The following is a 14,032-nucleotide window of genomic DNA, read 5'->3' as shown; positions in this document are numbered from 1 at the left end:
ATGATCACATCTCCATGTCGCCGAGGTCGGGACCCGGGATTGGCGGCGGTTCCTGCTCGCGCAGCCCATCCTCGAGCATCAGCTTGCGCGCTACTGCATCGCTGGGTCGCACGCTCTTAGGGCCATCCTGCTTGCCCTCTTGCAGCGGATTTACGTCCGTTGTTCCGGCTCTAGCAGTACCCTTGGGAGTAGCCGGCTGCTCCTGCGTCGGGGTGGTCTCGCCGGTAGGAAGGAGCGGGCGGGCGGAGGGGCCAGTCTTTCTCGGCCTTGCATCAGTTCGGGTTTTCGAAACATCCCGGTTGGCCCTGCCCGCCTTCTCTTTCCCGGATCGGGCTGCTCGTTCCTGTTGCTTCGCGGTCTTACCCGATGTGCTTTCAACAGCCCGCTGCAAGTCCTTTGCGGTCGCTTCGGGTTTCTGCCTCGACCCGGATTCCGGCGCATTGTCGAGAGCCAGTTCTCCCTGCTTGGGCACGACCGGCTTCCCTGCCCCGTCGTCGTTGGCCGAGGGATGCTCATTGCCCGCCGATGCAGCGGATGGCTCAGACTGCTCCGCCGGCGGCCGGGGCTCAACGACGCGTGCCTTTGGCCCTTCCTTCACTCTTGCGATGAAGGTCTCCGCCCGCTTGGGACGGTCGACGGGAGTGAGCTTGACGGGCGCAGCAGGGAAACCATCGGGGAACTTGATATACCCGGACAAGCGCGGCAGATTCATGAGCTGGTCGGGCAGCAAGAGCGGTTCAATGTGCTTGCGCGGGGTCAGGCTGACCGCATCACGGGCATTGTTGTACCCGTAGGTATAGCCCTCTTCCATGTCCCGGACCTGGCGATGTCCAATGAAGTCAGAGCACCAGGTTGCCGTTTCGCGATCGGCAGTTCCGAGGATCAGTTTCGTCCGGGCCAGCGATGCCAGCGTCATCGCCATGTTCTCGCCGTAGACTTCTTTGAGCTTGGCATAGGCGTGAAGGCCAAGGACAATCGCGCCGCCGAAATTGCGGGCCGTCTGCAAGCCCTTCTCGAGGGCTGGCAGGCGATGCAATGCGCCCAGTTCATCAACGAAGAACCAGCACTTGAGATCGCGCGTGCGAGGCATCGTCATCAGCGTGTTCATCGCGGTGTCGAGCCAGAGTGTGAGCAGCTGCGCGCAAACACTCATGTCGACATAGCGGGCCGAAATGAACAGGATTGACCCCTGGTTCGGGGCGCTATCGGCTCCGTCCTCAATCCACTCGCGGACCGAGAAACGAGGACCTGCAGTCGGTAGCAGCTTGAGCGCCTTGGCGTTGACGTTGAAGACGGCCCGGATCGATTCCGCCATGCGCGCGGCTTCCGGCGCGGTCAGCGGATCGGCGATCGTTCCGCGCATCATGGCATGCACGCGCGAGAGGTCCGCGGTCATCAGCTCGCGCGCCAGGGCATCATTGGTTGCCCTGCCTTCCGCCACGAGCTTGAGGCAGAATTCGACGAACAGGGCGCGGGCAGCGATCACCCAGAACTGGGCTTCCCCGCCCCCGTCATGGGGCACGAGGGCATCGGCAGCGGCCCAGAATTCGCCTTCGGTGCGGCATTCGTCGAAGAGACTCCACTGGGGGCAGCGCGCATCGAGCGGGTTCAAAATGATGTCGCAATGGGCGGCATGGAAGTGCTCGACGAAGGCACCGGTCAGATCGAAAACCACGCAGCGCTGGCCCTTGGCTCTTGCCTCCGCAATCATGTCCGAGATCGCCACGGTCTTGCCCATGCCCGTCGTGCCAATGAGCATCGCGTGGCTCTGTTCGAGCCGCCAGGGATAAGCCACAGTGGCGATATGCGATGGTCGATAGGGAAAGACCCGGGCGATCTCTCGCGGCAGGCTGAGCCGCCATCTCCAGCCCATAGCGGAATCGAGCTCACGGGTGCGCTCGCGCCGGTTGTGGCTTGTGAGTTCATCGACGAGCTCGGGAAGCGTGACAAGCATGGCGCCGCGCTCGTGTTTGCGTTCCTTGGAACGACCACCGAACCGCTCAGCAAACCAGTAAAAGACGGCAAAGGCAGGGACCAGCAGGAGCCCCGATCGCCACAAGGCACTGGTCAGAAGATCTGTCAGCTTATCCCACGCATGGACAACCGGTGGATAGTGGTCGAGCTGTGCAATAGGAAACTGAATGGCGGCGCCGAAGGCGGTTTCCAGCGTGATACGCTTGGCAGGATCGAACTCCATGAAACCGTAGATGGCGGCATAGATCCGCATCCAGACAAGGTAGATTTCGTGGTCGGTGAGCCCTGCCGAAATGGTCCACCAAGATGTCCATGAGATCACGAGCGCGGCAACGATCAAGGGGCCCTTGAGACCTGCCGCGAACATGAAGCTGAAGTGTCCGAGCAGCTGGCTGCCGCGCGTGAAATTGACGAGGTTACGCTTCATCGGAACCTCCCTCGCCGGTAGCGGTGGAGAGGCCGAGCTCCTTGCATTTGCGCACGTAAGCCTGATGAGCCCGACCGCGCAAAGCGTGGTCGGGGTGCCCTGCCAGTAGCGCATCCACACCGACCATGAGGAACACCGAGCGGCGGGAAATGCGTTCAATGGAAGCGTCGAGCCGGGAGGCAAGATCGTCCTCGGCGCAGGCATTGGCGAGCAAGGCACGAACCCATTCGCTCATGCTGATCCCCTTGGCCTTGGCAGCCTTGCGGATCAGCGAGCTGAGCTCGGCCGAGATGTAAACTTGGAGACAGATTGGCCGTGTCATGCACGGACTCCTTGTGGTCAGGAGCCCGGTTCACACTGCGAAAGGCAGGATCGAAGCTAAGTCAGATTCAAGAACATGTCAAGAACATCGAATTCGGCGAAATTCCGCCAATCGCTGCGCTGCTTGGGTCAATTCCACGTAACTCCCCTCGCCCACGTCATTTTTGACGGAGAAGCTGCCAATCCAGTATCCCCCACACAAATATCTGTATTTTCGTGGTTTATCGCCCATCTTTCCTGCGACCGGTCGCGTAGGGTGTGCTCAACCGTCCCCAGCTGCGAGGACAGGAACCAGCTATTGAGCCTGTAACGGATGATGCGGTCTGCGATGTCGGTTCGGCCGGTCGCTCTGCAGGTTGCCGATGCCTCGGATCCTAATAGGCACAGACGGGATCGATGCCTATGATGCGGGCATTACCCCGGGCAACAAGGAAGCACGGCATGGGCCAGGTCACATTGAGTGCGACACCGAAGGGCAACGGCTTCCAGGCGACAGTCACTTACCCGAACGGGGTGTCGATCAGTTCTTCCGAGGCTTTCCCGACGCAGGCAGAGGCAATCGAAGCCGCAGCGTTGAAGGTCCTGGATATGCCGGAGCGGCTCACCGATCTCGACCGTTCCGATACCCCCGACTGAAGCTTGCGTGCCGCCTTCCCGTCCCGGCTGAGAGATGCCGAAACAGTCTGCGAGCAAAAAGAAAGGAGGAAGCCCTGACGGACTTCCTCCCGAACCGGCGGATCAGAATTCATCGCTGAGACGGCCCGGAACCGTGTCTATTACCCGGTCCAGCATGGCCTTCGGCAAGGCGCCATAGTCGCCTTCATCGACCGCGATGTATCCGGCCTCGTCATCGGTCAGGACATACTGCGTGTAGTAGCTGTGAAAGGACCGGGCATGGGCCTGATCCAGTGCGGCAACGAAGGCGGCCTGATCTGCCTTGAGACCGGCATCGGCAATGTTCAGCGAAGCGTACATGATCTTTCCTCCTGATGTTCGATGCGTCGCATCAGGGATTGCGAAAGATGTGGGTGACGGGCTGGGTCAGGGACCGCGTCAGCGGCCGCGAAGCGGCGATGGGGGCAACAATTTTTGCCGGGCTTGCCCGGTAAAAATGGTGGGGCCCCGTCGTCCTTGACGCAGCCCCAAAGCCCGCATCAGACTTGGTCTTTCTGCGAGAGAGACCTCTCCAACGTCAGCGGGAAAGCGCACCAATCGCCCCACAAACCATTTTCCTACACGCGTCCGGAATGCCAATATCGTCAGCGGAGGGGACCAACGGCCAGCAAGAAGGAAACCCTATGGCCAGGTCCAAACCCACTGCGCGCGATGCGCTGAAGAAGCTTCGTGAACAGCGTGCCCAACTCGAAAGCGAGGAAGCTCGTCTTCGCGAAGAGGCAGCGACCGAACTCGGCAGGCTGCTGATCGAGTGCGGCGCCGAGACGATCGAACCGGCACAACTGCGCCAGATCGTGCGTGCTTCTATGGCACTCGGGATCGAGGAAACGCTGAAGCGGATCGCTACCGCTTAAGGCCAACCCAGCGGCGGCAAGGGGTTCGTTGCCCCGCGCCGCCGCATCGCCCCAGAGCAAAAGAAAAGGCCCCGATGGCATCTGCCACCGGGGCCTTGTCGTGGGGTAAGGACCTTCAGTCCTCGTCGATATCGGGAGCGCCCTCGTTGCCACCCGAACGGCCCTTGGTGAGGAAGTCGACCTTGTCAGCGATGATCTCGCAGCCGTAGCGCTTGGTGCCGCTCTGATCCTCCCACTGGGTGTAGTGGATGCGCCCCTCGACCGTCACGAGCTGGCCCTTGGTGCAGTACTTGGCGACGTTCTGGCCAAGGCCGTTGAAGCAGGTGATCCGGTGAAATTCGCTGTCCTTGGCAGTGTAGCCGTTCTCGTCCTTGTAGGTCTTGCCATCCTTGCGGGCGGGACGGTCGGTCACAACCGAGATCGAGGTGATGCTGGTTCCACCCTGGGTGGTGCGGGTTTCGGGGTCGCGAGCGATGCGGCCAACGAGGATAACGAGATTGGTCATGGGCTTTCTCCTGATCGAGCATTCCGGGTCCATCCCGGCTGCAAACCCGAGCAGAAGCGCCCCGCGGCGAAGCGCACCGAAGGGGAACCCGGAACTGGTTCGGGTGGTGCGGGCAGCCGGGCACAGCCCGGCAACTCGGCCGGACCTGATCCGGGTTGCGCGTCTCGACGGGGGGTGGTTCAGGGACAGGTTTGTATCGAAGCCGGGTGGAGCCGGATGCCTTGATAAGGTTTGCCCTGGCTCGTTTCCCTCCGGTCTTGGCCGGATTATCCACCCCAGCCCTCCACCGGAGAACCCCCTCTTAAATCTCGGTACGGACGGCTCCTCCAGCAGGTGACACGCTGCTGGACGCAACGGCATTGCCGGGCACAGGCATGTCGATCGTCACTCCTTCAGCACCGTCCAGAGGGTTGCCTCGCAGCATCCAGGCCTGCGGCGTGATCAAGCGCGCCCAGTCCGCAAAGGAGGGGATCGAGCCCAAGTCTTCGCGGACGTGCTGCTCGCCGACCAGTCGCACCGGAACGACCCGACCATCGGCATTGACGAGGGTCTCGCCGAAGGTTGCCTCCAACATGAATATCCCCTCGGCATGGTGCCGCAGCGCGCGGTGCCGAGGGTCTGCCAGGATTGCCTTGGACTGGTCGAACCATTGGTGAAGCGGCAGATAGTCATCGACCGTGCCGCCCCATTTCCGGACCGACGAGAGGGCGTGGTAGTAGCAGTGTGCCATGCCGGGTCTCCTAGAGCTCGGTCGAGTGATCATCGGTCGCGGTGAAGCGCAGGCTGCAGTCGAGCACGAAGGTCGCTTCAGCCACATCGATCACGAGTTCGCCGCAGGCACCGTCGTTGATCTCCCAGCCAGGGTGGTGACGTTCGAGCGCCAGATAGGTCAGCTGCTCGAGAGCTTGCCCAAGCGACGGCAGCTGCTCGGAACCGGCACCATCCGCCGTATGTGCTTCGCCTTCCTGCAGCGTAACATCAGGGCACGCGATCGCCGCGCCGGCTGCATCGAGGCAGACACATTCCTCGACCGCACCGCTGTCGCCGCAACCGTCAAAGCGGATCTCGACGCGGGCGATGCCGGCTTCCTGCAAGCGCGGGAGAATGACGGTCTTGAGCTGCTGAATCTCTTCGACCACCTGGGTCTGCCGCTCGGCCTGGCGAACGGCAAAGTCGGCCATCACGGCTTCGATATCGATCATGGAATGCCTCCTGTAGAACGGAGCCGGCGACCATCCGCTGGCTCCAACCGACAGGCGCTCGCCTTTCCTCTGACGGACGACGCCAGTGCCGATCCGGCGCTGGCGCGAAGGCCGACAGGGTCTCAGTCGGTGCTGGCCGAAGTGTTCTTCGGATTGGTGCCAAGGGGCCCGCGACGATCGACCACGGTGATCCGCCGAGCCTTGGCTTCGATTACGAGCCGCTCGAGCACACCGTTACCAGGAAAGGCGATGACGTAGCGCGGTTCGAGCGAGAGCATCCGCTCGTTGCGCTTGAAGCCAGCACGGGCGCCCAGCCGCATATCGAGCGAGAACGTTACCTGCGGAATGCCGCGACGTTCAGCCCAGCTCGATGCCAGACGGTCGACGCCCTTGGTGTCGCCGCCGTGGATGAGCACCATGTCCGGCACGCGGTCGCGGACCTTGTCGAGTGTGGCCCAGACATTGTTGCCGAAGGTCAGCGCATCGTCTTCGGTAACATGACGGGTGCGCCCGCCAGCGAATACGACCGGGGTTCCTTCGGGCACGGCCGCACGGCGCTTGGCCTCGGCGCGGGCGCGCAGGAAATCGCGCCCTTCGACGAGCGCGGACGTCAGCATTGCGCTGTGGTTGAAGCGCGAGCTCGAGACTGGCTTCCAGGAGGAACCGAACTCGTTCAGGTATAGGGCTGCTGCGACTTCGCGCATCTCTTCGAGCGCCAGCATGGCGCCTTCGGCGCACTGCGCCCGCTCGACCTGGGTCTCGAGTTCATGGGTGTGGATCTCGGATCCGTCAGCCGTCGCAAGAAGCGCGCGGATCTCGTCGGTCGCCCGGTCAAGGGCAGTCGACTTGCGCTCGGCGGAGCGGTGAAAGATGTTGACGAAAGCCCAGCCGAGATCCTCGGCGTCGGCTTCAAGAGCTGTCCCGGACACCATGGCGAAAAGATCGGACCAGACCGCTTCGATGGTTTGGACGACAGCCTCCCGGACCGGGAAATCGCTTGTCGATACGGGGGCAGGACCGATGGAAAAGCCGGCGAGATCGAGCCCGGCGAGTTGATCGGCGAATGACGTGTGCATGGGATGTCCTCCTGACTGACGTGAGGCCGACGCACCCGCTCATGGCTGCGCCAGCGAGAGCCCATCAGGGCCAGCATTCAGGCAGGGTTGCGCACCCGTCAGGGGAAACCTGGCTTGGCGGGCTGGCGCGGGCAGGCCTTGAGCCCAAAGGGCGGAGGCCAACTCGGGCCCGACCAAGCCGGGTTGCGCAAGACTGGCGGCTGGCCCAGGGCCTCTCTCGCATGGCGCCAGACCATGGGCGGTCGGAACAGATATTGGCAGGGGCACGCCCTATGCCTCTTGCATGCACCGCACCGGCTCGGCTCAGGCCGCTCGCTTGGTGTAGACACCCTCTCCGTTCGACATATGCCCGAGACAGTCATAGTCGCCGAACACGGCATCGAAGCGGGATGCGATCTGGGACAGCCAGCGCTGTGCCCGCGGTGAGCGGGCCGTGCGCCAATCGGCGTCCCAATAGGCGCCGTCATCGCGTTCGACGATCCAGACGGCCACCAGCCCGCCGAAGACCGATACGCCGAAATCCGCATAGGCATTGCGCATGAGGATCCGGTCTTCCCGGCCGCGCCAGCCGTCATGCGGGATCAGCGACGGGAAGGCTCGGCCGGCCCGCTCGCGCAGGTCGTCACGCAGCCACTCGTATTCGAACTCCCAGTCGTACTCGGCTTCGACCTCGAGAACCGTGAACGCCACGATTGCCCCGCTGGGATAGCTGACCGATCGGCCCATCATATCCTCCCTCAGGCAGCGAGCGCAGCGTCGTCTGACGCGTCGTCGAACTGTTCGAGCGTGGCCCTTCCGCCAAGCTTCAGCAGCAGGGTCGACGCCTCCTCAGCCTTGGCGGCAGCGGTCAGGATGGCGCGATCGTCATCCTTCAGAAGCTTGAGCCAATGCTCGATGTAGCTCGCGTGGCTGTCGAGATGCGTGACGGGCAGGCCCAGCTCAGCGCCGAGCATGGCGCTCGATAGCTCGGCTACCAGTTCTTCGGCGGCATAGGCCGCCGTTCCGAAACGGTTCTTGAGGTCACGTCCCAGGCGGCTGGCATGGCCTGTCCAGTGCGAGAGCTCGTGGGCGAGCGTCGCATAGTAGTGATCGAAGCCGGAAAACAGGCTGGTAGGCGGCATCGTGACGCGATCAGCCGTAGGTTCGTAATAGGCTTCAGAGCCCTGGTGGCGCAGGTTGACAGGGATGGCGGCGAAGAAGGCGTCGAGTTTGGCCTCGCGCCCTTCAGGCTCGACCAGCTCCAGCGTTGCAGCCGGATGGAAGCGCTCGGGCAGACCTTCGACCTGATCGGCATTGAAGACCGGATAGGCCTTGAGCACCCGGCGGGCCTCGTCGGTCTTTTCACCGGTATCGGGAGCCTCCACCTCCTTGGTGTAGCTCTTGTAGAAGATCGCGATGGTCGACTTCTCACCCTTGCGGACCTGGGCACCGAGCGATTTGGCCTGATTGTAGGTCATCCAGAACGGCGAGGCGTAGCCGCACATGTCAGCGACCATCCACAGCCAGAACACATTCATACCGCGGTACGGAATCCCGCAGGCCCGCAGGGGCCGCGAAACGGGCACGCCGCGCCACGGCTTGATCCACGGCTTCGTGCCGGTTTCCAGACGCGCGATGATTTCCAGGGTGATGCGGGTAGCGGGCGACAGACCGTCGCTCTGCCCCTTGCGATAGGCCATGCTGGTTCTCCTGATCTTGGCATCTGGACAGTCGGCGATGGGTTCGCCGGTCAGTGCCGCAGGTCCCAAAGCCTCCTCTGCTCTTCTTCCAAAAAGTAAGCGGCCCTCCGGCGTAAGCCGAAGGACCGCTTCTCGAGGTACGAGTGGCCTTACCTGTCAGGAGGAGGTCAGGCGGCCAGCTCGCGGGGGGACTGATGCTCGGTGTCGACGCCTGGCTCAGCGTCAGTGGCGTCAATCTCGGGGGCGCCAGCCTCCGGCGCAGCGGAGGCGAAGCGCATGACCTCAGGCACCCAGGCCAGAGCTTTCTCGCGCACCTCGACCTCGGTGATGTAGGTGCCAGCGAAGACGCGCTCGGCGCTCATCGCGAGATCACCCTTCTTGACCGAGGCAAAGCGCGAGGAAAGCTCGAGACCGCCGACGTCGGTGAGCGCGTCGAGTATCACCTGCTTTGACACTCGGTCGAAGTAGTTGGCCGCCGTCGGTCGCCACCACTGCGCCATGTCGATGCCGATCAAGCTGCCGAGGTGGTCCTGGAACGGCAGCTGACGCTCGCCGGTCATGTTGAGGCCCGCCTCAAGCGACCGGGCAACGACATAGCCGAGCCATGCGGCGCGGCTGTCATCGGACAGCGCGCGAAACAGGTCGAAGCGAGAAGTCGCATCGGTGCCCGCGCGCCAGCTTTCGTCGAGATTGGACCTGAGCTCGGCAAGCGCGCTGCTGGCCGGAGCATCCTTGGCTTCGAAGCCGATGATCGGGCCTGCCGGAAGAGGCGCGCGCAGCGTGGTCGCAGCCCGCGCCCGCCAGTCGTGGGTATCGGCATCGGCCAGCGTGAAGACCATTATGTCAAGCGCAATCCCCGGGTCAGAGGCAACATGCAGCGCAAGGACGTCGCGACGCTGCATGGCGAGCTCATCGACCAGGCGCTTGGACAAGGTGGTCCGGCGCTTGTCCAAACCTTCCTCGCCAGCAACGACTTCAATTCCGCTGTCGCCTTCAGCGGGCTCAGCCTGCCTCTCACCATAGAAAACCGGCTGGAGTACCGGAGTGCCATCGCGTGAAAGCACCAGGATCATGCCCGCTTCGGCCTTCAGCTCGGGCGCAATGACTGGCGGGCGTGCGCGGATTTCCTGGCATTCGCGTTCGATGGCCTCGATAGCCGCTTCGGCTGCCGCCATGGCTTCCTCGGCGCTATCCTCGTCTTCGAGGATCGCCGCATGTTCGTCATAGGAGGCATCGAGTTTGTCGAGCCTCGCCAGTTCCGCCTCGGTGAGCGGCGCCGGTTCGGCAGGAAGCCTGACCAGCCCTTCGACCAGATCGTGGCTGGCATAGGGATCGAGCGTGGGCTTGACCCAGGCTAGGCCCTGCTCGGCTGCGAGCGCCTTCGCCTGTTCTTCCATCTTCGCCGCCGCGAGGCTCTCGAGCAGCGCGACATCGACCCAGGATTCGCTGTCATCGTCATCGAACAGTTCGCGTTCGATCCGGCCGCCGGCAGCGATGTAGGCGTCTCGGCCAACTAGCCGGGCACGGGGATCGCTGCCCCGGACGGTCCCGGAGAGGACCATTCGCCGAATGCTGTCGGGATTGGGCGCATAGTAGGCCGAGGAAACCTGTTCGAAGACGCGGGTCTGGATCTCCTGGTCCGCAGTCGCCCCGAAGGCTTTGGCGATGTCGAGGGTGATTTGGCCCGATGCAAGTGCCTCGAACAAGACGGGCGCGAGCGTCGCGAGACGCAGACGGCCTTCGACGAAGCGAACGGTCAGGCCGAAGCGGCGCGCAACATCCTCAACAGTCGCACCGCCTGTCACGAGTGCCGCAAATGCCTGGGCTTCATCGGCAGGGTTCATGGCCAAGCGGTGGAAGTTCTCCGCGAGGCTAGTCTCGACCGCGGCTTCGGCGCTGTCCTCGAGCACGAGGCATGTGACTTCGTGATCACGCGCGAGGATCTTGTCGTCCGCGAGCGCCAGCATCGCGCGGCGGCGACGCTCGCCGGCTTCGACCTCGAACTTGCCCTTTGCGGCAGGCCGGACGATGAGATTCTGCAGCAGCCCATGGGCAGCGATGCTGGCCTTGAGTTCGGCATCGGCTCCTGGATCGCCGTGACGGCGGACATTGCGGGGCGATTGAACGAGCTTGTTCAGCGGGATCGACTTGATCATGGGACACACTCCTGATGTGAGCCAAGAGCATCGACCATCGACGCCCAAATGGCTCAATCGGGGCAAAGCCCACTCCCCTCTGGTCCGTTCGAAGCACAGCTCGCTTCATTCGCGAGCCAAGACAAATGATCGAGGTTGACAACGGTCCAGCATCCTCGCGTCGAAATGCAAGATCGCAATAAGCTTCCGCTTTAACCCGTGCTCGATGACGTCAGCCTTCCGCGGTAGACTCTTAGACGACACCTTTTGCTGGTCTCGTCGAATTCGTAAGACTTCTGCAAAATGCTAGGCAGCTTCGTCCAAACGCCGAGGCCCGCAAGCAGCGCAGCTGGCAGACGGCCAAGGCCGGTCGACCGTTTGAATGCTCTCGCCAAGCTCGCCAAAAGCAGCGCGCCAGCCTTTAGTCAGTTGTCCGCCAAGTGCTGCAACACGGCGCCCCGAAGCTACGAATGCGCGACTGAAAGATTGCGCGGGCGGTTCGAGGAGGCAATCCATTGCCGTGTCTGCGATCATCGCGGTGACATAGGCCAGTTCCACCGGACCGTAGGGTTGATAATGTGCGCCGCACGCTGGTTCCTCTAGGGTGGCGTCGCCCCCTTCCGGCCACTCGATCACCGTCACATCCGGCGCCCCGGTCCGACCGATATGGCATTGCAGGCATCCGTCGCCCGCACCGATCGCGACTGCATGGCCGGCGCAGGCATGCGCCTCAGTCCACCCGTAAAGAATGGGTCTCGCGCGGCCCTGCGCGACATGCCACCGATTGAGGGCGCTTTCGGCACCCCAATTGCCGGTCGCGGCGACGATCAGGTCGGCCTCCGAGAGCACATTCCCGTCTTGCGCGATGAGCTGATGGAGACCCCACGGACGATGTTCGACGGTGAGGTGCGGATAGTTGGTCCGAAGTTGCTCCGCCAAAGCCTCGGCTTTGTTACGGCCGACATCCGTCGCACCAAGCGGATGACGACCGACGTTCGGCCAGCCCAGAAATTCAGGATCGACTAGCACCATCCGCCCGACCCCCGCCTGTGCCAAAGTGCACGCGACGGGCGCACCGACCGAACCACAGCCGACCACGACAACGGTCGCGCCAAGCAGATGATGCGTGCGAGAATCCTGAGCGCGCCCATGTACCCAATCAGCGTCCGCGCGCTGGACCTGGGTCCGCACGATCGGAAGCGCGCCGAAGAAGCGTCCCAGAAGGAGAGGTTGTGGCGTATGGCCCGGTCGGAACCCGACCGACAGCGGCTCGTCCGGCGCGCGTGGCCGGCCCTTGCGTCGCTTCGGATTAAGCGCCTTCACTCCAATCAACGCAGCGCCGCCGCGCCCGACCGCGCCCAACAGTACTAACAACTCTTCGGGCTCGTCGCTTGCCACCTCTTCAAGAACGGTCCGCGCATCATCGTTGATTCGTTCGGCCATCAGATAGAGATCAGCAGCGGTTTCCGGGTACTCGACCGGCAAGGGCGGCGTTTCCAGCCAGAGGAAGGCCGCCGCTTCAGTCTTGATTGGCGTCTTATCCCCAAAGCGATGACGGACCCAGGCGGCCAAGGATTCTTCGTCCTCTCCAACTACCTCGATGCCTTTTCCGCGCCAAATCCGCACTCGCCGCGAGACCGGGCCTGGCACGATCAAGCTGAACAGCGATTTGCCTTGTGAATGCGCTTTGTAGCCCCAGTAGGTCACGAATTCCTCGCGGAAATCGCGATCGACTATGCCACCCTCCAGCAGCTCCTCAATCAAAATGATCGAGCGATGGAGGAGGCCCAGGGCGACCGCTGACGGATCGTCCGGATCCCACTCGGCCATATTGGGCAATAGACAAAGGACGCCGTCGCTCTCGACATGCGGCCAAGTCATCGCCTCGGGGTGGTCAACTAGCGCCGTTCTCACCGGCGTCGTTGGGAAATGCCTTCCCGCCAGCAGGTCGATGCGTCGGGTCACGCCGTCGGAGAAGGCAACTCTGATCCGCCAACCGGCCGCGATCCAATCGCGGGTGGGATAGTCTGCGCCAACCGTCGTGGCGTCGAGTCGCTCTGGCGTCTGACCCGCATGCTCGCGCAAGGCCCCTTCAAGGCGAAGCGCTGCCTGTCGCCAACCGAGTGGTAAGGCATCACTAGGCATGGCGACCGCCGCCGGCGCTGCTGACTGCGCTTGCCGCCGCCGACGTCGCGCCCAACAGGGCAGCCGAACTGATGATCGCCGGAGCAACTAGAGAGGCGCGCTGCTCATCTTCCAAGCGCTCGCTGAAGAATGTCGTCGCGAACACCTTGTCCCAGCATTTGAGTGCCTTCTCGCGTGTGCAGTCGGTGTCAAAGAGCGGTGCCAGCGTGTCGATTGCCTCAGTCAACTTCTCGCGGAAGCAGCGAGCCTTGGCATCGTCGCCCCCATTGGTGATGGTGTCCCCTGGTGTTACTGGGTGGGCGACGACAAGGTTCCAGTTCAGCCGATCACGGATGGCAACCATAGTGTCATATAGCGCGCGATCCTCGCGGTCGTTCGTGCGAAACTTCTCGGTCGTCAGAATCGAGATGCCAAAGCCGCTAAGGATCGAGCCGCGCCAGCTATAGCGGCTGCGGGCGTATTTCTTCAGGTCGCGATTGATGCGGCGCAGCTGGATGCCGTCGGCTGATGCGGCGCGTTGGTCCTCGTACCAGTCCGACACGTCGCGGGCGTCAGACCGCTTCCAGCCGCTGCTCGCCGCCAGCTCGTATTGCACCTCTTCGCCGAAGACGGTGTTTGTGACGACGCGGCGGTAGACCGGCAGATCGACGTGATAACCCTTCTCATAAAAGACGCGCACGCAGTTCGATCGCACCTCAGGCGCACGCTTAAACTTGCCGTCGTCGACCGCATCGCGCACCATCCAACGCGCCTGTAGGGACGTCATCTCGGCCCCGCGATCACCGACCAGATCATTCTTGTGGAAATAGACCCCGTCATCGATGTCATAGTCGTTGTCTGGGTCGCGGCACATTGTCTTCATGGCGTAGCTGCCCTGTTTGACGAACTCGATCGGCTTGGGCTTGCCAGCCTTCTCCAGCCCGTTCCGCAGCCGCGTCCGGTTGGAGTTTCGTCGGTCGCGCATTGCATCCTGCTCGCTCTTGGGCAGGGTCACATCCTGGTCGTGGTAAGCACGAACATCTTTGGCGCAGTCGAACAT

At 62.9% G+C, this 14,032-nt stretch carries 14 protein-coding genes; 2 read left to right on the top strand and 12 right to left on the bottom strand.

All coding sequences use genetic code 11. The annotated features are described in order from the left end of the window. Positions 1-4 precede the first annotated feature (4 nt). Both ACQKOE_RS01645 and ACQKOE_RS01640 read right to left on the bottom strand, forming a co-directional pair. Positions 5-2,401, bottom strand: a complete 2,397-nt coding sequence (locus ACQKOE_RS01645; protein WP_427511262.1) for a type IV secretion system DNA-binding domain-containing protein — start codon at positions 2,399-2,401, stop codon at positions 5-7. Further along, the gene (locus ACQKOE_RS01640) at positions 2,391-2,723 is read right to left on the bottom strand and encodes a hypothetical protein (RefSeq protein ID WP_073975370.1); all 333 of its coding nucleotides are present in this window, start codon (positions 2,721-2,723) and stop codon (positions 2,391-2,393) included. Before ACQKOE_RS01640 ends, ACQKOE_RS01645 begins: the two co-directional genes overlap by 11 nt. A 440-nt stretch (positions 2,724-3,163) precedes the next feature. On the opposite strand from ACQKOE_RS01640, the gene ACQKOE_RS01635 reads away from it, so the two are divergent. Next, complete coding sequence (locus ACQKOE_RS01635) at positions 3,164-3,358, top strand: hypothetical protein (RefSeq protein ID WP_041383570.1); 195 nt, start codon at positions 3,164-3,166, stop codon at positions 3,356-3,358. Between the two features lie 102 nt (positions 3,359-3,460). On the opposite strand, the gene ACQKOE_RS01630 is transcribed toward ACQKOE_RS01635, so the two are convergent. After that, positions 3,461-3,697: a hypothetical protein gene (locus ACQKOE_RS01630; protein WP_066120159.1), complete on the bottom strand. Its 237-nt coding sequence runs from the start codon at positions 3,695-3,697 to the stop codon at positions 3,461-3,463. Positions 3,698-4,020: 323 nt separating this feature from the next. Between ACQKOE_RS01630 and ACQKOE_RS01625 the strand changes: the two genes are divergently transcribed. Next, positions 4,021-4,251: a DUF6437 family protein gene (locus tag ACQKOE_RS01625; RefSeq protein WP_427511261.1), complete on the top strand. Its 231-nt coding sequence runs from the start codon at positions 4,021-4,023 to the stop codon at positions 4,249-4,251. Positions 4,252-4,366: 115 nt separating this feature from the next. On the opposite strand, the gene ACQKOE_RS01620 is transcribed toward ACQKOE_RS01625, so the two are convergent. From ACQKOE_RS01620 to ACQKOE_RS01580, 9 genes are all read right to left on the bottom strand, one after another. Beyond that, positions 4,367-4,756: a single-stranded DNA-binding protein gene (locus tag ACQKOE_RS01620; RefSeq protein ID WP_037445600.1), complete on the bottom strand. Its 390-nt coding sequence runs from the start codon at positions 4,754-4,756 to the stop codon at positions 4,367-4,369. Positions 4,757-5,057: 301 nt separating this feature from the next. Beyond that, entirely contained in the window at positions 5,058-5,486 is a 429-nt protein-coding gene (locus ACQKOE_RS01615) for a DUF6915 family protein (protein WP_427511260.1), read from the bottom strand. Between the two features lie 10 nt (positions 5,487-5,496). After that, positions 5,497-5,958, bottom strand: coding sequence for a DUF6878 family protein (locus tag ACQKOE_RS01610; RefSeq protein ID WP_427511259.1), 462 nt, complete (start codon positions 5,956-5,958; stop codon positions 5,497-5,499). A gap of 122 nt (positions 5,959-6,080) precedes the next feature. Beyond that, positions 6,081-7,034, bottom strand: coding sequence for a DUF2493 domain-containing protein (locus ACQKOE_RS01605; protein ID WP_427511258.1), 954 nt, complete (start codon positions 7,032-7,034; stop codon positions 6,081-6,083). Positions 7,035-7,337: 303 nt separating this feature from the next. After that, positions 7,338-7,760, bottom strand: coding sequence for a hypothetical protein (locus tag ACQKOE_RS01600; RefSeq protein WP_427511257.1), 423 nt, complete (start codon positions 7,758-7,760; stop codon positions 7,338-7,340). A gap of 11 nt (positions 7,761-7,771) precedes the next feature. Then, positions 7,772-8,713, bottom strand: a complete 942-nt coding sequence (locus ACQKOE_RS01595; RefSeq protein ID WP_427511256.1) for an ArdC family protein — start codon at positions 8,711-8,713, stop codon at positions 7,772-7,774. Between the two features lie 167 nt (positions 8,714-8,880). Further along, a complete protein-coding gene (locus ACQKOE_RS01590) occupies positions 8,881-10,869 on the bottom strand; it encodes a ParB/RepB/Spo0J family partition protein (protein ID WP_427511255.1) in 1,989 nt (662 codons plus the stop codon). Between the two features lie 285 nt (positions 10,870-11,154). Then, the gene (locus ACQKOE_RS01585) at positions 11,155-12,993 is read right to left on the bottom strand and encodes a ThiF family adenylyltransferase (protein ID WP_427511254.1); all 1,839 of its coding nucleotides are present in this window, start codon (positions 12,991-12,993) and stop codon (positions 11,155-11,157) included. Next, complete coding sequence (locus ACQKOE_RS01580; RefSeq protein ID WP_427511253.1) at positions 12,986-14,032, bottom strand: cyclic GMP-AMP synthase DncV-like nucleotidyltransferase; 1,047 nt, start codon at positions 14,030-14,032, stop codon at positions 12,986-12,988. Before ACQKOE_RS01580 ends, ACQKOE_RS01585 begins: the two co-directional genes overlap by 8 nt.

The organism is Novosphingobium sp. NPDC080210 (genome assembly GCF_050281025.1).
Classification (GTDB): Bacteria; Pseudomonadota; Alphaproteobacteria; order Sphingomonadales; family Sphingomonadaceae; genus Novosphingobium.
The sequence above is the reverse complement of the archived record's forward strand: the minus strand, read 5'-3'. Positions and strand labels throughout refer to the sequence as shown.

Excerpts from the sequence above, each read along its gene's own strand:
- ACQKOE_RS01645 (WP_427511262.1), bottom strand. The coding sequence starts at position 2,401 with ATGAAGCGTAACCTCGTCAATTTCACGCGCGGCAGCCAGCTGCTCGGA.
- ACQKOE_RS01640 (WP_073975370.1), bottom strand. The coding sequence starts at position 2,723 with ATGACACGGCCAATCTGTCTCCAAGTTTACATCTCGGCCGAGCTCAGC.
- ACQKOE_RS01635 (WP_041383570.1), top strand. The coding sequence starts at position 3,164 with ATGGGCCAGGTCACATTGAGTGCGACACCGAAGGGCAACGGCTTCCAG.
- ACQKOE_RS01630 (WP_066120159.1), bottom strand. The coding sequence starts at position 3,697 with ATGTACGCTTCGCTGAACATTGCCGATGCCGGTCTCAAGGCAGATCAG.
- ACQKOE_RS01625 (WP_427511261.1), top strand. The coding sequence starts at position 4,021 with ATGGCCAGGTCCAAACCCACTGCGCGCGATGCGCTGAAGAAGCTTCGT.
- ACQKOE_RS01620 (WP_037445600.1), bottom strand. The coding sequence starts at position 4,756 with ATGACCAATCTCGTTATCCTCGTTGGCCGCATCGCTCGCGACCCCGAA.
- ACQKOE_RS01615 (WP_427511260.1), bottom strand. The coding sequence starts at position 5,486 with ATGGCACACTGCTACTACCACGCCCTCTCGTCGGTCCGGAAATGGGGC.
- ACQKOE_RS01610 (WP_427511259.1), bottom strand. The coding sequence starts at position 5,958 with ATGATCGATATCGAAGCCGTGATGGCCGACTTTGCCGTTCGCCAGGCC.
- ACQKOE_RS01605 (WP_427511258.1), bottom strand. The coding sequence starts at position 7,034 with ATGCACACGTCATTCGCCGATCAACTCGCCGGGCTCGATCTCGCCGGC.
- ACQKOE_RS01600 (WP_427511257.1), bottom strand. The coding sequence starts at position 7,760 with ATGGGCCGATCGGTCAGCTATCCCAGCGGGGCAATCGTGGCGTTCACG.
- ACQKOE_RS01595 (WP_427511256.1), bottom strand. The coding sequence starts at position 8,713 with ATGGCCTATCGCAAGGGGCAGAGCGACGGTCTGTCGCCCGCTACCCGC.
- ACQKOE_RS01590 (WP_427511255.1), bottom strand. The coding sequence starts at position 10,869 with ATGATCAAGTCGATCCCGCTGAACAAGCTCGTTCAATCGCCCCGCAAT.
- ACQKOE_RS01585 (WP_427511254.1), bottom strand. The coding sequence starts at position 12,993 with ATGCCTAGTGATGCCTTACCACTCGGTTGGCGACAGGCAGCGCTTCGC.
- ACQKOE_RS01580 (WP_427511253.1), bottom strand. The coding sequence starts at position 14,032 with ATGTTCGACTGCGCCAAAGATGTTCGTGCTTACCACGACCAGGATGTG.